This is a genomic window from Burkholderia sp. Bp9015, from assembly GCF_003853505.1.
In the GTDB taxonomy this organism is placed as follows: domain Bacteria; phylum Pseudomonadota; class Gammaproteobacteria; order Burkholderiales; family Burkholderiaceae; genus Burkholderia.
Map to the genome: position 1 here is coordinate 43,504 of NZ_QTPZ01000026.1, position 16,776 is coordinate 60,279.

20 protein-coding genes are annotated in these 16,776 nt (G+C 67.9%); 13 read left to right on the forward strand and 7 right to left on the reverse strand.

Annotated features, from left to right (window positions below; all coding sequences use genetic code 11):
- The first annotated feature begins 184 nt into the window (after nucleotides 1-184).
- A complete protein-coding gene (locus tag DIE12_RS25090) occupies nucleotides 185-1,396 on the forward strand; it encodes a winged helix-turn-helix domain-containing protein (RefSeq protein WP_124522369.1) in 1,212 nt (403 codons plus the stop codon).
- A gap of 144 nt (nucleotides 1,397-1,540) precedes the next feature.
- Here the strand turns inward: DIE12_RS25090 and DIE12_RS25095 are convergent, their stop codons facing one another.
- Nucleotides 1,541-2,599 carry an alpha/beta fold hydrolase gene (locus DIE12_RS25095; RefSeq protein ID WP_185500300.1) on the reverse strand — a complete coding sequence of 353 codons (1,059 nt, stop codon included), beginning with the start codon at nucleotides 2,597-2,599 and terminating at the stop codon, nucleotides 1,541-1,543.
- Nucleotides 2,600-3,088: 489 nt separating this feature from the next.
- Here DIE12_RS25095 and atpG point away from each other — a divergent pair, with 489 nt between their 5' ends.
- Together atpG and atpC are read left to right on the forward strand one after the other, a co-directional pair.
- Nucleotides 3,089-3,958, forward strand: coding sequence for an ATP synthase F1 subunit gamma (atpG, locus tag DIE12_RS25100; RefSeq protein WP_124522373.1), 870 nt, complete (start codon nucleotides 3,089-3,091; stop codon nucleotides 3,956-3,958).
- An 11-nt stretch (nucleotides 3,959-3,969) separates the two neighbouring features.
- Complete coding sequence (gene atpC / locus DIE12_RS25105; protein ID WP_044847595.1) at nucleotides 3,970-4,431, forward strand: ATP synthase F1 subunit epsilon; 462 nt, start codon at nucleotides 3,970-3,972, stop codon at nucleotides 4,429-4,431.
- A 47-nt stretch (nucleotides 4,432-4,478) separates the two neighbouring features.
- On the opposite strand, the gene DIE12_RS25110 is transcribed toward atpC, so the two are convergent.
- Nucleotides 4,479-4,697 carry a DUF1653 domain-containing protein gene (locus DIE12_RS25110; protein ID WP_006751720.1) on the reverse strand — a complete coding sequence of 73 codons (219 nt, stop codon included), beginning with the start codon at nucleotides 4,695-4,697 and terminating at the stop codon, nucleotides 4,479-4,481.
- A gap of 55 nt (nucleotides 4,698-4,752) precedes the next feature.
- Complete coding sequence (locus DIE12_RS25115) at nucleotides 4,753-5,196, reverse strand: GNAT family N-acetyltransferase (protein WP_124522375.1); 444 nt, start codon at nucleotides 5,194-5,196, stop codon at nucleotides 4,753-4,755.
- A gap of 147 nt (nucleotides 5,197-5,343) precedes the next feature.
- Here DIE12_RS25115 and DIE12_RS25120 point away from each other — a divergent pair, with 147 nt between their 5' ends.
- On the forward strand, nucleotides 5,344-5,604 hold the full coding sequence (locus DIE12_RS25120; RefSeq protein WP_059526792.1) for a type II toxin-antitoxin system Phd/YefM family antitoxin: 261 nt from the start codon (nucleotides 5,344-5,346) through the stop codon (nucleotides 5,602-5,604).
- Nucleotides 5,601-5,867 (forward strand): Txe/YoeB family addiction module toxin, encoded by a 267-nt coding sequence (locus DIE12_RS25125; RefSeq protein WP_060348282.1) that lies wholly within the window; start codon nucleotides 5,601-5,603, stop codon nucleotides 5,865-5,867. Before DIE12_RS25120 ends, DIE12_RS25125 begins: the two co-directional genes overlap by 4 nt.
- A gap of 28 nt (nucleotides 5,868-5,895) precedes the next feature.
- Here the strand turns inward: DIE12_RS25125 and DIE12_RS25130 are convergent, their stop codons facing one another.
- Nucleotides 5,896-6,276 carry a DUF4087 domain-containing protein gene (locus DIE12_RS25130; protein WP_207671168.1) on the reverse strand — a complete coding sequence of 127 codons (381 nt, stop codon included), beginning with the start codon at nucleotides 6,274-6,276 and terminating at the stop codon, nucleotides 5,896-5,898.
- A gap of 226 nt (nucleotides 6,277-6,502) precedes the next feature.
- Between DIE12_RS25130 and DIE12_RS25135 the strand changes: the two genes are divergently transcribed.
- Complete coding sequence (locus DIE12_RS25135) at nucleotides 6,503-7,126, forward strand: HAD hydrolase-like protein (RefSeq protein WP_124485353.1); 624 nt, start codon at nucleotides 6,503-6,505, stop codon at nucleotides 7,124-7,126.
- A 387-nt stretch (nucleotides 7,127-7,513) separates the two neighbouring features.
- The gene (locus DIE12_RS25140; RefSeq protein ID WP_124522377.1) at nucleotides 7,514-8,086 is read left to right on the forward strand and encodes a DUF4142 domain-containing protein; all 573 of its coding nucleotides are present in this window, start codon (nucleotides 7,514-7,516) and stop codon (nucleotides 8,084-8,086) included.
- Between the two features lie 101 nt (nucleotides 8,087-8,187).
- Here DIE12_RS25140 and DIE12_RS25145 read toward each other — a convergent pair whose 3' ends face one another.
- Nucleotides 8,188-8,787: a GNAT family N-acetyltransferase gene (locus DIE12_RS25145; RefSeq protein ID WP_124522379.1), complete on the reverse strand. Its 600-nt coding sequence runs from the start codon at nucleotides 8,785-8,787 to the stop codon at nucleotides 8,188-8,190.
- Nucleotides 8,788-8,862: 75 nt separating this feature from the next.
- Entirely contained in the window at nucleotides 8,863-9,777 is a 915-nt protein-coding gene (locus tag DIE12_RS25150; RefSeq protein ID WP_044847589.1) for a LysR family transcriptional regulator, read from the reverse strand.
- 109 nt (nucleotides 9,778-9,886) lie between these two features.
- Between DIE12_RS25150 and lysA the strand changes: the two genes are divergently transcribed.
- The 5 genes from lysA to DIE12_RS25175 all read left to right on the forward strand — a co-directional run bounded on the left by lysA (nucleotide 9,887) and on the right by DIE12_RS25175 (nucleotide 15,008).
- Complete coding sequence (gene lysA, locus DIE12_RS25155; protein WP_124485349.1) at nucleotides 9,887-11,125, forward strand: diaminopimelate decarboxylase; 1,239 nt, start codon at nucleotides 9,887-9,889, stop codon at nucleotides 11,123-11,125.
- A gap of 368 nt (nucleotides 11,126-11,493) precedes the next feature.
- Nucleotides 11,494-12,102 carry a ribosome-inactivating family protein gene (locus DIE12_RS25160; protein WP_124522381.1) on the forward strand — a complete coding sequence of 203 codons (609 nt, stop codon included), beginning with the start codon at nucleotides 11,494-11,496 and terminating at the stop codon, nucleotides 12,100-12,102.
- A 20-nt stretch (nucleotides 12,103-12,122) separates the two neighbouring features.
- Nucleotides 12,123-12,764, forward strand: coding sequence for a hypothetical protein (locus tag DIE12_RS25165; RefSeq protein WP_124522383.1), 642 nt, complete (start codon nucleotides 12,123-12,125; stop codon nucleotides 12,762-12,764).
- A gap of 59 nt (nucleotides 12,765-12,823) precedes the next feature.
- Entirely contained in the window at nucleotides 12,824-13,942 is a 1,119-nt protein-coding gene (locus tag DIE12_RS25170) for a hypothetical protein (RefSeq protein WP_124522385.1), read from the forward strand.
- Nucleotide 13,943: 1 nt separating this feature from the next.
- Nucleotides 13,944-15,008 carry a hypothetical protein gene (locus DIE12_RS25175; protein WP_124522387.1) on the forward strand — a complete coding sequence of 355 codons (1,065 nt, stop codon included), beginning with the start codon at nucleotides 13,944-13,946 and terminating at the stop codon, nucleotides 15,006-15,008.
- A 101-nt stretch (nucleotides 15,009-15,109) separates the two neighbouring features.
- Here DIE12_RS25175 and DIE12_RS25180 read toward each other — a convergent pair whose 3' ends face one another.
- Complete coding sequence (locus DIE12_RS25180) at nucleotides 15,110-15,793, reverse strand: response regulator transcription factor (protein WP_124522389.1); 684 nt, start codon at nucleotides 15,791-15,793, stop codon at nucleotides 15,110-15,112.
- 283 nt (nucleotides 15,794-16,076) lie between these two features.
- Between DIE12_RS25180 and DIE12_RS25185 the strand changes: the two genes are divergently transcribed.
- Nucleotides 16,077-16,769, forward strand: coding sequence for a DUF2589 domain-containing protein (locus DIE12_RS25185; protein ID WP_124485342.1), 693 nt, complete (start codon nucleotides 16,077-16,079; stop codon nucleotides 16,767-16,769).
- Nucleotides 16,770-16,776: the final 7 nt, after the last annotated feature.

The following is a 16,776-nucleotide window of genomic DNA, read 5'->3' on the forward strand; positions in this document are numbered from 1 at the left end:
GGACATATGTGCGTCGGAAGCCGAATCGTTGCGCGCACATTTCGTCGCGCCATGACTGCACTATAGGGAAAGTCGCGCCGCGCATCTGTCAAGCATTGTCAGACGTGTCGCGCGAAAGCGTCGCACACGTGCGCCGCTTTCGCGCTAAAGTGGTGCCCGACCGCCACCTTCAGCCGCCGCTCCGATGCTCACGCTTTCGCTCGCCGCCGCCCGCGCGCTGCATCTCGCCGCGCAGGGCCTGCTGACCCCGCCCCGCCGCAAGGCCACCAAGGCCGACGTGCTCGACACGATCCGCCGAATGGCGCAGTTACAGATCGATACGATTCATGTCGTCGCGCGCAGTCCGTATCTCGTGCTGTTCAGCCGTCTCGGCGACTTCGCCCCGCAGTGGCTCGACGAGCATCTCGCCGAGGCGCGCCTGTTCGAATACTGGTCGCACGAAGCGTGCTTCCTGCCGGTCGAGCAATTCGGGCTGATGCGCTACAAGATGCTCGATCCGTCGGGGATGGGCTGGAAATACGCGGCCGACTGGCACGCGCAGAACCGCGCCGAGATCGAGCGGCTGCTCGCGTGCATACGCGACGAAGGCCCCGTGCGGTCCGCCGATTTCATCCGGGAAGACGGGGTGAAAGGCAACGGATGGTGGGACCGCAAGCCCGAGAAAAAACACCTGGAAGTGCTGTTCACGACCGGCCACCTGATGGTGTCCGAGCGCCGCAATTTCCAGCGCATCTACGACGTGCGCGAGCGCGTGCTGCCCGACTGGGACGATGCGCGCGACCTGCCGCCGCGCGACGCGGTGCTGCCCGCGCTGCTCGACTACACGTGCCGCGCACTCGGGATCGTGCGCGCGGACTGGGTTGCCGATTACTACCGGCTGCCGCGCCGTTCGTACCGCGCGGAACTCGAGCGGCTCGCGGACGCGGGCGAGCTGATCCCGGTGGAGGTCGCCGACTGGAAGGAGCCGGCCTACGTGCATCGCTCGCTCGACGCGCTGCTGCCGGCCGCCGCGGCAGACACGCTGCGCTCGACGGTCACGACGCTGCTGTCGCCGTTCGATCCGGTGGTATGGGACCGGCGGCGCGCCTCGACGCTGTTCGGGTTCGACTACACGATCGAGTGCTATACGCCCGCGCACAAGCGGCGCTACGGCTACTTCTGCCTGCCGGTGCTGCATCGCGGCCGACTGATCGGGCGCGTCGACGCGAAAGCGCATCGCGCGCTCGGCACGTTCGAGTTGAAGACGGTGCATGTCGAGCCGGGCGTGCGGTTCGGCACGGGGCTCGCGGCCGACGTCGCGAAGGCCGTGAAACGGCTGGCGGCGTGGCATGGCACGCCGGAAGTCACGGTCGGGCACGCGCCGACAGCGCTCGCGGACGCACTGCTCGGCGGCTGATCTGCCGCGGCGGCGCGACCGCTCGCCCGCCGCATGCATGCGCGCCGGCACCGTTGCCGTATCGACGCGCCGACGCATCGACCCATCGACCCATCGCGGCGCCGCCGCGCATGCCCACCGCGCGGTGGGCCTCCGCTGCAACCGCTACCGCTTCGCGGCAATCCAGCGGGCAATGCCCGGCCACACGTCCTTCAGCGTGCGCGATCCCATGAACAGCCCGATATGTCCGCCCGGCACGAGTTGGCGCGTCACCTGCGAGGCGGGCGTCCCCACCAGGTCCTGCGCGGCGAACACCTGCTCCTGCGTCGTGATGTCGTCGGCCGCGCCGGCAAGCAGATAAACGGGGCACGTGATCGCCTTCAGGTCGAGCATCCGCCCGAGCGCGACGAACGTGCCCTTCGCGAGCCGGTTCTCCTTGAAGATCTGCACGATCGCCTGCAGATACCAGCGCCCCGGCAGGTCGATCGGACTTTCGTACCAGTTCGCGAATGCTTCGCGCTTGCGCAGGTAGTCCGCATCGTCGAGGTGTTCGTACAGGTCGACGTGCTCGGCGAGATAGTGCTGGTCGGGATGCATGTTCTTCCAGCCGCGCAGCATGAAGCGCCCGCGCATCAGGCCGCCGCCCATCGTCACCAGTTCCTCGTAGAACGACGTCGGATAGGTGTGCGCCATCTGCTTGATCGGACCGTCGCCCGCATCCGTGTCGATCGGCGCGCCCGCGAGCACGAGGCTCGCGACCTTGTGCGGAAAGCGCGCCGCATACATCGCGGACATCCACCCGCCCTGGCACAGACCGACGAGATTCACGCGCCCGCCGAGTTCGTCGACGCAGACGTTCAGCTCGGCCAGGTACTGGTCGATCTCGAGGTCCCGCATGTCTTCGGTCGCCGAGCGCCAGTCGGTCAGGTACACGCGCGTCACGCCGTGCTCGCGCAGCGTCTGCATCAGGCTCTGCCCCGGCTGATAGTCGGCGATCATCGCCCGGTGTCCCGCATACGGCGCTTCGACGATCGTCGGCAGCCCGTGCGCCGGCGCGACCGAATAATCGCGGAACGTCATCGTGCGCAGTTCCAGCAGCGCGCGGTTCGGCGACGCCAGCGCCGGATGCGGTTCGCAATGCAGTTTCTCCTCTTCCGCGACGAAACGCAGGTTGCGCGCGGTGAGTGCCGAGCCGAGCCGGACCATCGCGGCGGCGGCGGCCATCGGCCAGAAGATCGGCAACGCCGGCGCGCTGGCGGACGTCGCGGAAGGCGGGACGGTATCGGTATCGCTCGAATTCACTGAATTCATCGAATTCCTGGCTACTGGGAACATGAAGGGAAAAAGCCGTACGCGCGCTGCGCGACGATCGTCCGCGCTGCACCCGCGGCGAATCGCACGTCACGCGCGCGGCCGTGACGTATGCGTGACGTTTGCGTCTTTCGATGCGTTCGCAACGATCTTCCGATGCGGACGGCAATCGGTCATCGAACGCCCGGTGCGACGATCGACGAAACCATTCTGGTCCGTAACCGGAAGCGATCGCTTGATCGTCGTCAATCGTTTCAGGTGAAATCCCGATAGCATGAAATCGCGCGATGACAGTTCGATGGCCGCGGCGCGATATCCGCCGACCTCGCTGCCGCACTCGCGGCCGACATCGCGTCGCCACAGCGCACCGGCGACACCGGGCGACCTGCCTCCCCGCCTCACATGCACATCCGCGAAATCCGCTCGAAGATCAGCAGTACCTCGTCCACGCGCAAGATCACGAAGGCGATGGAAATGATGGCTCGCACCAAGATGGCGGGCGCGCAGCGGCGGGCGCGCGATTTCCGGCCCTATGCGGCGCGCATCCGGGAGATGGCCGAGCGCGTGCTGCGCGACCGGTCCGGCCACGTCTCCGCGCTGATGGCGAGACGCACGCCCGTGCGCCGCGTCGGCCTGATCGTCGTCAGCACCGATCGCGGGCTGTGCGGCCCGCTCAATACGCGGCTGCTGGTCGAATGCGTGGATGCGCTCGAACGCTGGAACCGCGCCGGCGTCGCGTGCGAACTCAGCGTGATCGGCGCACGCGGCATTGCGCCGCTGATGCGCCATGGCGCGACCATCACCGCCCGCGCGAGCGGCCTCGCCGCCGCGCCGCACTTCGAGCAGCTGCTCGGCGCGCTGCTCGTGCCGCTCACCGCATTCGTCAACGGCGAACTGGACGAACTGCATATCGCGTACAACCGGTTGACGAGCCCGCTCGCGTATTCGCCGCGCATCGACGCGGTGCTGCCGCTCACCGGCCTCGACACCGGCACGCCGCCCGGCGACACCGCGACATCCGACTATCTGTACGAGCCCGCGCCGAAACCGGCCGTGGATACCTTGCTGCTGCGCTACGTCGAGGCGACGCTCTACCAGGCCGTCGTCGAGAATTACGCGTGCGAGCAGTGCGCGCGGATGTTCAGCATGCAGACCGCGACGGAGAACGCCGATCGCGTGCTGCGCGAGCTGCGGCACCTGTACCAGAAGACGCGCCAGGCGCAGATCACCACCGAGCTGTGCGAGATCGTCGCCGGCGCGGCGGCGGTCTGAAGGAGGCACGCATGCCGACGTCGATGAAGCTCGACATCCTCAGCGTGGAAGACGTGCTGTATTCGGGCGACGCACATTTCGTCGTCGTGCCCGGGGAAAGCGGCGAGCTGGGCATCTACCCGCATCACGCGCCGCTGCTCACGCGGCTGCGGCCCGGCGTCGTGACGCTCGTTGCCGCACCGGGCGGCGAACACCGCCGGCTGCTCGTCGCGGGTGGCCTGCTGGAAGTCAGCCGCGACGGCGTGACGCTGATTGCCGACCACGCACTGCGCACGCCCGAACTCGACGACCTGCGCGCACGCGAAGCACGGCATGCGGCGGACGAGTGGCGCCGGCGCTTCGCGCACGACAACCGGCGCGCCTTCGATTTCGCATCTGCGCGTGCGGAGTTGATGGACGAAATCCGGCGCTTCTTCGCGCTGGCGATGCACCGGGAGTCCGCGCCGCGCGACACGCCGGGCGCCGCCGGCTAGGCCGGGCGCCGGCACCGCTCGTCGTGCGGTCGGCGGGCGTGCTCAGTTCAGTCGCGCAGCTTGCGAAAACGCGGCGTGCCGTCCGGCAGGTTCTCGTTGAACATCGCTTCCGGCCGCACCCACAAGCCGCGCGCATGCGGCCACAGATGCTCGTACACGACCACCGACTCCTCGGTTTCGGAATGACGGGCGACGCCAATGTAGCGATACAGCCCGCCCTTGTAGTGCCGATGCGTGGCGAGTTGTTCGGCTTCCTGTTCGGTCATGATCTGCTTCCCTTCGGCAAAAACGAAAGCGCGTATTGTATGCGCTCGCCGCGCGTCAGCGTTTCGCGTAGATATCGGGGCGGCGGATTTCCATCAGCCGTTCGGGATTCGCGGACGGCCCGAAACCGACCGGCCGGTACAGTTCGTGCGCGTCGGTCGTCACGAGCAAGATGCGGCGCAGGCCCTGCACCATCGGCTGCGCGAATACGTGGTCGATCAGCGCGCGGCCATAGCCGTTGCCGCGCTCGGCCGGCAAGACGAATACGTCGCACAGGTAGGCGAACGTCGCGTGGTCGGTCACGAGCCGCGCGAATCCGACGAGCCGGTCGCCCACATACGCGCCGAAGCACAGCGAGCCGTCGATCGCGCGCTCGACGACGTCGCGCGGAATGCCCTGCGACCAGTACGCATCGCGGTGCAGGAAATCGAAAATCGCGTCGATGTCGAGCTCGCGCTTGTCGGTGGAAAATCTCAGCGGGGCGGGGGTGGCTGCGGGCACGTCGGCTCTCCGGTCGGCTGGGGGGAGCAGCAACGATAGCGCGGTGCGGGGTGGGCGACAAGCGATGCCGCCTCGACATGTACAACATTCCGTACAATGGACGCCCATGCTATACTTGTACGGTTAAAAGTACAAGTGAGGCGAATCATGCGCACGATTCACTTTTCGGATGCCCGCGGCAATCTGAAGACGGTCATCGACCAGGTCGTCGACGACGCGGACGTGACGCTCATCACGCGTCGCGATGCGCCGAACGCGGTCATCATGTCGCAGGAATACTATGACAGCCTGATGGAGACGGTTCATCTGCTCCGCTCACCGGCCAACGTTGCCCACCTCGAACGCTCGATCGCGCAACTGCGCAAGGGCAAGACGAAAGAGCACAAGCTGGCGGGGGACGATGAATGAGCGTACGCCGCGTGCTCTTTACTTCCGACGCGTGGGACGACTGCGTTTATTGGCAAGGGCAAGACCGCAAGACGCTCAAGCGCATCAACCAGCTCATTCGCGAAGCCCAACGGACGCCGTTTGAAGGCATCGGCAAACCCGAACCGCTGAAGGCCAATCTGTCCGGGTTCTGGTCCCGCCGCATCGACGATACGAACCGCCTCGTCTACGAAGCGGACGATCTTCAAATCAGCATAGTGTCCTGCCGCTACCACTACGCGTAGCACCAATCCCGCCGCCGTCCCCGCCTCTTCAAGGCGCCGGCAACGCCCGATCGGCCTTGCACCGCTTCAGCGGCAGCGGCCGGGCCGCCACGATCCGCGTCACCTCGCGGGTGCGCGGGTCGATTTCCAGGTCGAGGCACGCGCAGCCGTAACCGTGCATCCCCGCATTGGTGACGACCCAGCCGCGCGTCGACATGTCCGGCATCTCGTCGAGGCCCGGCACCGGCGGGCTGCCCTGGGTCGACAGCGTCCAGCTGTTGTCCTTGTCGACGAGCCACCAGTTGGCCGGCGTCGGATTCTCGAGCCATCCGCAGCGCTTCTCCGCGGCGGCGGCCGCGGGCGTCGCGGACGTCAGCGCGACGAACACACCGAGCATCCACATCGCAGAACGGGCACGGGCGATTTTCATTTCAGGGAAGTCCGGACGAAGGAAACGGGGGGAAACGATAGCGTCGACAGCATACCGGGCTTTCATGCCCGTTATGTCATGCACCGCGTTTCGCGGGCGGCATTCCGTCCGATGCAAGGAAGCTGCCCGACCATCCCGCTTCGCCGCGGACCCAACCGCTCGCACGGGCCACGCGGCTCGATTCGGTGATATCGTCACCGGCTCGATCAACTCGCGGCATCGCTTCATGCCTTATCGACTCATCGCGTTCGACTTCGACGGCACCCTCGCCGATTCGCTCGACTGCTTTCTCGCGGCGCTCACGGAGGCATCGCGCCTGCACGGCTTTCGCGACGCGACGCCCGAGCTGCGCCCCGCGCTGCGCGGCATGTCGGCGCGCGAGATCATCCGCGCGCTCGAGGTGCCGATGTGGAAAGTGCCGCGTGTGACGCTCGACATGCGCCGGCTGATGCGGCCGCGCATCGCGCACGTAAAGCTGTTCCCCGGCGTCGACGCGACCTTCGACGCGCTCGCCGCACGCGGCATCCGCATCGCGATCGCGACGTCGAACACCGAGGACATCGTGCGCGACCGGCTCGGCCCGCACGCGAGCCGTTGCGTCGACACGTTCGCGTGCGGCATTCCGCTGTTCGGCAAGGCGCGCCGGCTGCGCGCGCTCGTGCGCGAAGCGGGCATGCAGCCCGACGACGTGCTGTATGTCGGCGACGAGATCCGCGATGCCGAAGCGGCGCGCCGCGCGCGTATCGCATTCCAAGGTGTCGCATGGGGTTACACGGCGCCCGACGCGCTGCAGGCGCATTGCGCGACGCCGTTGCTGCCGCGTCTCGACGCATTGCTCGATCGCGTGTGAGGACGCCGTACGAATCGCGCGCTCGATTCGACGAATCGCGAAACAACCCGCCCGCGAAACGATGAAACGTCGATGACATGCGCGCGCATTGCAGCGATCGAATGCACGCTGCGCACGCAAAAATTGCCGCCACGATGCACGTAACAGGTACGCCCTACCTGGCCGCGCGCGCATCCATCGTTTCGTCTTACCAACCGTTACACAAACCACAGCGCGGTTGCACCTGCTACCTGAGCGCTCTCCTAGAATCAGTCGGGCCGGGAAACACTTCGAACGCCGCCGCGGCAGAGCGGCCATCGAATCCGGCCCGGGCGCGCCCGGTCTCTCGCACAGCTGCGGATCACGCGATCCGCCCGTTAATCAGAGCCCCGATCGAAAGGAGGTCCCATGAACCGCTTTCCCCAAGTCTCGCGCCTTGCATTGTCTGCCGCTGGCCTGCTTCTCGTCGCCGTGACGGCGACCGCGCAAACCGCGCAACCGGCGCCGTCCGCACCGGCAGCCGCCACGCAGACGCGCATCCACGAAGCCGACCAGGCCTTCATCAACGACGGCACGAAAACCGTGTCGACCCAGCACGACGCCGCACGCATCGCCGATTCGCGCACGTCGGACAGCCAGGTGAAGGCGTTCGCGCAACGCGTGTCGACCGACGATGAGAAGATCATCCAGGCGATGCGCGCGGCCAGCCCGCGCGGCATCGACGTGCCGGCCAACGATCCCGACACGGCCGTGCTGGACAGCATCAAGACCCTGCGCGGCGCGGAATTCGACAAGGCGTATATCGAGCAGGTCGCGCTCGCCGGTCAGCAGAAGACGATCTCGGCATTCCAGGCCGAAATCGCGTCGGGCCGCGACACGAAGCTGAAGGAAGTCGCGCGCCAGGCGCTGCCGATCCTGCAGGCGCACTACGCGGCCGCGCAGAAGCTCGCGCAGCGTCATCACCTCGCATCGGCGCAGTAACGCGCTGCCCCGCCGCGCACCGCGCGCGGCACGCCGCTTCCCCCGTCGTCGCGTCGCCGCCCCCTTTGCGGCGGCGCGACGCACGCGGCACCCGCCTCGCGTCAGGTCGCGAGCTTCGCCCGCAACCGCTCGCTCACCTCCGGCCATTCGTCGTCGATGATGCTGAAGCGCACCGAATTGCGCTTGCGGCCATCGGGCATGATCCGCTCGTGACGCACGATCCCTTCCTGCTTCGCACCGAGCCGCAGAATCGCCGCGCGTGACTTCTCGTTCAGCTCGTCGGTCGTGAACTGCACGCGCACACAGTGCAGCGTGTCGAACGCATACGCGAGCAGCAGCCATTTCGCTTCGGTATTCGCGCGCGTGCGCTGCGCCGATGCGCTCAGCCACGTATGACCGATCTCGAGCTTGCGGTTCTTGCGGTCGATCTTCCAGAAACGCGTGCTGCCGATCACGCGGCCCGACGCACGCTCGACGATCACGAACGGCATCACGGTGCCGGCCGCGCGGCCTTGCAGCGCCGTGTCGAGATAGGCGTCGACCGTCTCCTCGCCCGGCACGACCGTGACCTTCAGGTTCCACAGCTCGCCGTCCGCCGCCGCATCGAGCAAAGCCTGCCGGTCGGATGCTTCGAGCGGCCGCAGCGCGATGCGCTCGCCGGTGAGCGTCGGTTGTCCGGGGGAAGATGAAGCGTCGGTCATGACGGGTTCCGTTTCCGTGAAGATGACGAAGAGAAGCAGGCTGCGCGCAGCGAAACGCCCATCATACGGCCGTCGTCAGCCGGGCAGCGCGGCGAGCCGCTCGCGAATCGCCTGCGCTTCGCCACGCAGCGCTTCGGCGAATGCGTCGACGAGCAGGCTCTTCGGCCGGTGCTCGGGCACGATCACGCTGACGCGGTAGGGAAACGAGCGCGTGAGCGGCCGCACGTGCAGGTCGCGCCCGACGAAATCGAGCGCGGTCAGCGGATTGACGATCGCGGCGCCCAGCCCCTGCCGCACGAACGCGCACACCGACACGGCCGACGGCGTCTCGACCACCGAACGCGGCGCGACACCGAGCTGCGCGAACGCCTCGTCGATCAGGATCCGGTACGGGTCGTTCAGCGACAGGCTCACGAACGGGCGATCGGCGAGATCCGCGAGATCGATCGCGCGCTGCGCGAGCAGCGGATGGCCGTCCGGCAGCACGCACACCTCGTCGACTTCGAGCAGCGGCGTGAGCACGGTGCCGGCCGGCGCGACGTCGTGCTCGGTCAGCCCGAGATCGTAGCGCTGCGCGGTCAGCCACTCCTCGAGCACCGGCGACTCCTGTGTCGCGACCGACACGCTGACGCCCGCATGCGCGTCGTGAAAACGCCGGCATGCGCCGGGCAGGATCGCGTGCGAAAACGCCGGCAGCGCGATCACCGACAACTGGCCGTCGCGAAACTCGCGCAGCCGCGCGGCCGTCGCCGCGACGCGCTCGAGCCCCACATACGCGAGCCGCACGTCGTCGAACAGCGTGAGCGCGGCCATCGTCGGCCGCAACCGGCCGTGCGAGCGCTCGAACAGCGCGAAGCCGACCACCTGCTCCATCCGCGCGAGCTCGCGGCTGATCGTGGGCTGCGACGTATAGAGCATCTCGGCCGCGCGCGTCGTGCTGCCGGTGACCATCAGCGCGCGGAAGACCTCGATGTGCCGGTGTGTGAGCATGGCCGCCTATATCAAAAATGAATCGAATGTCGACAAACATGCATTTTACTGTATAGACATTCAGGCGCATCATTCAAGCTGTCCGTTCATTCGATCCGATTCATCCGCCATGTCCCTCGATTCCCGCCAGCTCGCGACGCTCGCGCAGCAATACGGCACCCCGCTGTGGGTGTACGACGCCGACGTCATCCGCGACCGCATCGCCCAACTGCGCCAGTTCGACGTGATCCGCTATGCGCAGAAGGCGAACTCGAACCTGCATATCCTGAAGCTGATGCGCGAGGAAGGCGCGTGCGTCGACGCCGTGTCGCTCGGCGAGATCGAGCGCAGCCTCGCGGCCGGGTTCAGTCCGGCGGGCGAGCCGGAAGGCGTCGTGTTCACGGCCGACCTGATCGACCGTCCGACGCTCGCGGCCGTGCTGAAGCACGGCGTGACCGTGAACGCCGGCTCGCTCGACATGCTCGCGCGCGTCGGCGAGCATGCGCCCGGCCATCGCGTGTGGCTGCGCGTGAATCCCGGCTTCGGCCACGGCCACAGCAACAAGACCAACACCGGCGGCCCGCAGAGCAAGCACGGGATCTGGATCGACGACGTGCCGCGCGCGATCGAGATCGTGCGCCAGTACGGGCTCAAGCTGGTCGGCATCCACATGCATATCGGCTCGGGCGTCGACTACGGCCACCTGTCGCAGGTGTGCGATGCGATGGTCGACCTCGTCACGTCGCTCGGCCACGACATCGAAGCGATCTCCGCCGGCGGCGGGCTGTCGATTCCGTATCGCGACGGCGAGCCGCGCGTCGACGTCGGTCACTACTTCAGCCAGTGGGATGCCGCGCGCAAGCGGATCGAACGGCATCTCGGCCACGCGGTGCGCATCGAGATCGAACCGGGCCGCTTCCTCGTCGCCGAGGCCGGCACGCTCGTCACCGAAGTGCAGGCCGTGAACCGCCGTCCGAAGCACGACTTCGTGCTGATCGACGCGGGCTTCAACGACCTGATGCGTCCGTCGATGTACGGTAGCTACCACGCGGTGTCCGTCCACACGCAGGACGGCGCGCTGCCGGCCGGCCGGCCGCTCGTCGACATCGCGATCGCGGGGCCGCTGTGCGAGTCCGGCGACGTGTTCACGCAGGACGCGGGCGGCGTGGTCACGCACCGCAAGCTCGCGCAGCCGCAGATCGGTGACCTGCTGTTCCTGCACGATGCGGGCGCCTACGGCGCGTCGATGTCCTCGAACTACAACAGCCGGCCGCTCGCGCCGGAGGTGCTCGTCGATCGCGGCACGCCGCGGCTGATCCGCCGCCGGCAGACGATCGACGAACTGCTCGCGCTCGAAACGTTCGAGTAACACGCGTTCGGCGGCAGTCACGCCAACGGCCAGGTTTGCCGCTACCGGCAAATCTGGCCGTTGTGCTTTTCGGCGCGCGGCGCTCATGCCGCCCGGCAACACATGAAGCACGCCGCCGAAGTCGCCGATCTTCCACACGCGGTCGCCTCGCCCCTTCGCACCTTCGAACCTTCTCCCCTTCGCCACCTGCGCCGACCGACTCCGACACCCGCTTCCCGGGTGTTCGGTCACACCCCGGCCAATGACTTCTGCCGCATTGTTCGCCCGCCGCGCACCACGCACAGTGGCCGCACGGCAGCGCATTCGCTTCGACCCGCGCGCCGTCTCGACGGCCGAGCAACGCCGGGTTATCTGCAGGAGCGAACATCGTGCAACTTCGACTCACCACCGGCCGTGACTACCAGGACGACCTCACGGCGCTGCGCGACGCGATCCGCCAGAACGGCACGCGCGCGACGCGGCAAGCCGTCGACGTCGTGATCGGCGACGACACCGGCGCGCCGCGCGTGTCGCTGTTGTTGAACCTCGCGTGGCAAGCCGCGAAGAACGGCCCCGCCGTCGACGCGTCGCTGTACACGCTCGGCTTCGTCAGCCAGGGCGGCACCTTCGTATTCGACATCCGGCCGTTTCCGGGCGGCACGCCGGCCGGCGCGGCAGCGCTCGGCGGCGACGGTTCGTACGGCTGGCTCGGCTACGCGACCGATCCATTGCCGACGATCAATCCGAGCAACCTCCATCAGGCCGTGTGGACGCTGTCGAAACTCAAGCCGGCGGACGCATCGAAGCCCGCACCGTTCAAGCCCGATCTCACACGGCTCGTGATCGCGTTGTCCGAGGCGCTGCGCTTCGCGCGCACCGAGCATGCGATCGCCGGCCTGCTCGACGGCACGCTCGCGACCTACGCGCCGAACGACGATCGCACGGCCTGCTTCAACAACTGGGCGGCGAAGGGTTTCCCGCTCGGCGAGCCGGCCTGATGCCGGCGAAGGAGCCACTCATGTCTGGACTCGACTTCAACGCGTCGCTGCGCTGGGAAACGTTCGTACTGGGCCTGATCGCGAATGCCGGCGATACGCCACGCGCGGGCAAGCAGCAGACCGGCTGCGCACTGCCGATGTACGTGATTCCGTTCGCGCGGCTCGACGCGCCGCCCGAGTTGCGGGCGCTGATGTCCGAAATCGCCACGTCTGCGCGCGTCGTCGATCGCGGCACGCCCGGGCGCCACATCGGCGGCGACGTGCTCGGCGCGATGCGGCAGATCCACCAGAACGTGCCGCGCTACCTGCCGACCCTCATCTACGGCACGGCGACGGACCCCTTCGCCGGGCTCACCGAGCGCGCGAAGCTGTACGAACGCTATGCGGCCACGTTCAAGGCGAATTCGAACGGTCGCGGCGGCGGCGCGCAAACGACCGGCTACGTCGAATACACGGCCGGCACGAATGCGCTGTTCCGCGGCGGCAATCGCGCACGCATCGCGTTCGACTACGTGTTCGGCCGCCTGTACTTCTCACCGATCCACTACGAAGCCTGGGTGCCCGGCACGCTCGATCCGGGGCCCGGACAGACCGTCGCCAAGGTCATCGACGGGCCGTACGCGAACCCGTGGTTCTGGATCACCGACATCACGTCCGTTTGAAGCCGCGGCGGTGCGGCCTGAAGCGCCGCGCCGCCACCATCAAGGAAGAGGAAGCCATCATGAAACAGCCAGTCCGAATCGTTTCCGTGCGCTATTCATGCGACTGCAAACCCCTGCGTGCGCCCGACGAAGCGCTCGATGCGTATGCAGCGCGCGTGCAGGGGATCTTGTTCAATCACCTGAACGGTGCGCTGTCGAGCGCGTTCGAAGCCGTGCGGCGCGACGCGAAAGACGACGATGCACGCCGCGTCACGTTCGTCACCGCGCCCGAGTTCTACTGGAACGTGCCCTGGGACGCGCTGAACGACGTCGACGAACTCCATGCGATCGTCGACTTGCAGCTCGATCCCGTGCGGCGCGCGATCGGCGCGGTCGCCGATCGCTTTCCGGTGGATCAGTACGGGCCGATCGTGTTCCTGCCCGGTACCGTCGCGATGCTCGTCAAGCACGAGACGGCGGCCGACGTGCCCGATGACGGCGCGTTCGTCGGGCCGTACGTGTCGCTGAATTTCACGTTCGCGACGACCAATTTCCTGCCGCCGCTCGCGCGCGGCGAAGGGGGCGATGGTGACGGCGACGACGACGGAACGCGCCGCGCGGCGATCTGGCCGAAGCGGCATACGTCGTGGATCGACTACGGCGACTCGGTCGATGCGCTCGAGACGCCGCTCGCCCACACGTTCCAGCTCGGCGACGGCACGCTGGTCGAGGTGCTGAAGACGAGCGACGTGTCGCCGCAAAGCGCGACGGCCGACGCGCCGCCGTCGTCGCCGTATCAGGGCCCGCGCCTGTCGGACAGCTTCGACAATCGGCTCGGCGAAGCGCCGCCGTTCGGCATCGACATCTGCCTCGACTTCCTCGAATGGCGCGAGTATCCCGGCAACGACGTCAAGCCGCCGCATCTCGACGACGGCGCGCTCGTGCTCGACTTCGTGCTGTCGTACGGCGTGAATCCGACCGATGACGCGTTCGACGTGCCCGACTCGCTGCAATACATCGCGCACAACGACGGCCGCCGCCACAAGGAAGTCGTCGTGTTCGCGGTCGACCGCACGCAGACGCACTGGCAGCGGGTCGCCGAAGCGCCGTGCGTGCGCCACCTGTCGAGCGCGGAACGCGAACGCGTCGCAATCCACGCGTTCGACGTGGACGTGCCGGACGCGGACGGCGCACCGTGACATGGGCGCCCCCCGCTTCGGGCGCTGGCGCGCGCGGCCGGCGCTGCCGGAGCCGCCACGCGCGCCGGACGATCTCGCCGCGCAGCTGTGCGACGAATGCGAGGCGATGGCGCGTTATGCGCTCCATCACGGGCTGCCGATCGAGCCCGAACTCGTCGCGCGGCTCGCGGCGCTGATCGCGGCCGCCGCTTCGTCCAACCCGGCGGCCAACCCGGCGCCGGGCGCGTCGACCACCACGCCGCTGGCGCCCGCGCAGCAGCACGCGCTCGCGGCGATCCACCGCAAGCTCGCGACGCTCGTCGCGCCCGCGACGCCACAGGCCGTCACGCTGCTCGACATGCACCGGCGCCAGGCGCACCCGTTCGCGTGGCTCGGCCCGGTGCCGCTGATCCGGCTGCTGACCGGGTCGGCGCTCGGTTTCCTGCTCGCGGTCGTGCTGACGAGCCTGTCGCCGCATGTGTCGGGCGAGAACATCGAGCGCGGCTTCCTGCAATCCAACGGCGTGCAGCTGCTGTGGAACACCACCTTCCTGCTGTGCTGCGCGGGGCTCGGCGCGTCGTTCGCGACGCTGTTCCAGGCGCACCACTACGTCGCCGCCTCGACCTACGATCCGAAATACGACGCATCGTATGGCGCGCGGCTGATTCTCGGCGTGATCGCCGGCCTGATCATCGTCCAGATGCTGCCGGCCCAGCTGTTCGCGCAGGGCAGCATGCACAACTTCGGGCGGCCGGCGCTCGCGATGCTCGGCGGCTTCTCGGCGACGGCCGTGCATCGCGTGCTGCAAAGGCTCGTCGAGACGCTCGAGACGCTGGTGCAGGGCGACCGCTCGACCGACGTCGGCGCGGCGCTCGCCGCGAATCGCGCGCGCGCCGCCAGCGAACGCGCGCAGTGGCAGGGCGAACTGGCGGCCAACCTGCTCGATCTGCAGCAGTCGCTCGACGGCGCGGCATCCGCCGAGGCCGTCCGCGCGCGCCTCGCCGAATTCACGCGCGCGATGCTCGCGGCCCACCCCGCGCCGTCGGCCGCGGACGATCCGCTTCCGCCCGACGCGCCCCGGCAGTAGCGCGACGCGGCGCGGGCGCACCGTTGCCGCCGCAGCGCGAAACCCGCCTTCGCCCGCGGCACGCTCGCGTGCCGGCCCGATCGGTGCGCCCGTCTCACGCATCAACCGGGCGAATGGCACGCCGGCGCGAACGTGAAACCGGCCGGCTCGGACGGCACGTGGCGCGCGAGCCACAACGCCGCCTCCGTCCGGTTGCTCACGCCGATCTGGCGGAACAACGCGTACAGATGGTTCTTGATCGTGCCCTCCGCGACATTCAGTACACGGCAGATCTGCTTGTTCGACTTTCCTTCGGCCAGCAGCCGCAGCACCTCGCGCTGGCGCGGCGTGAGGCGCTCGAATGCGCGATCGTCGCCGGCCGGCACGCCGCCCGGGGGCGCCTGCGTCGCGCCGCCGTCGTTCGGCGGCACGTAGATCGCGCCGGCCGCGACGCGGCCGAGCGCATCCGCGAATTCGTCCGCGCTCGCGTGCCGGTCGATGATGCCGGCCGCCCCCGCCAGCAGCGCATCGGCAATCGTGCGGCGGCACACGGCGGCCACCACACACAGCCACGGCGCGCCGGCGAACGTCTCGTTCAGTACGCTCGGCCAGCTCGGCCGCGCGGCGTGCTCGCCGCATTCGATCGTGATCGCCTCGACCGTCCCGGGCAGCAACGCGTCGCGCAAGCGCAAGACGTCCTCGGGACGGCGGGCCGACCACACATGCCAGTCGACATCGCGTTTACACAGTACGTCCGCCACGCCCGCGACGAATAACGGCGGGCTATCGATCATCAGAACGTTCATTGCGCGGTTTCCTCGAAATCGGGATGCTCGGTTTAGGATTTTTTGCTTCCCTACCCGGCGTTTTTTTTACCGCTGTTTTACGCACCGCGCACTAGGCCCGTCGCTCCGTGACGAATGGCCTAATTCGTCCACGCCGCGCCCCGCCGCGCGTATCGATGCCCGCCGCGGGCCGGCCCGGGCCGCCGGACGTGACGGACGTCATATTTGGTAAACGTCTTCAATTTCCTAATGTGAATAACGACAGCGAATTTCCGTTGTCTTCAACACGAAGAGGAGTTTATTCATGGACGCGAATTTCATTGGCTCGGTGATTAACGCTTTACCCATGGACCAAATGATCGCCGGCCCGTTAAAGGCGATGATCAGCGCGCAGACGCAGGCCGCAAAGAGCTACGCGGATTTCCTGATGCAGGTCTGCATCCAGGGAGGCAAGGCCGTGGCCGTCCAGTTCGACTACGACGAGACGCTGGTGGACGAAAGCGGCGTGTCGAAAGGCGTCGTGCAGAAGACGATGCGCATCCCGCTGCTCGCGGCGATCGTCCATCCGATCATCGCGATCGAGGAAGGCACGATCGACTTCGAGATGGAGATCACGCAGTCGGAGAAGTCGTCGTCGTCGACCGAAGCCGGCGGCGAATTCCAGGCGAAGTTCGGCTGGGGGCCGATCAGCGTCAGCGTGTCCGGGCGCGTGTCGCACAAGGCGGAGCAGACGCGCAGCACCGACACGCGCGCGAAATACTCGATCCATACACAGGTGAAGCGCCAGTCGCCGCCCGAAGCGCTGATGCGCGTGATCGACTTCCTGACCGAGGCCGCGACCAAGCCGGTCGTCACCGAAGGCAACGCGAAGGACGTGAAGCCGCTGCCGGCGACGCCGACCGACGGCAAGCTGGTCGGGGATGCGTCGGGTGCCGGCGGCAAGGCGGCCGCGCCGGCCGGAGCCGATGCGGGCGCCCAGCAGCCGGCGCACGCGTAAGCGCGCG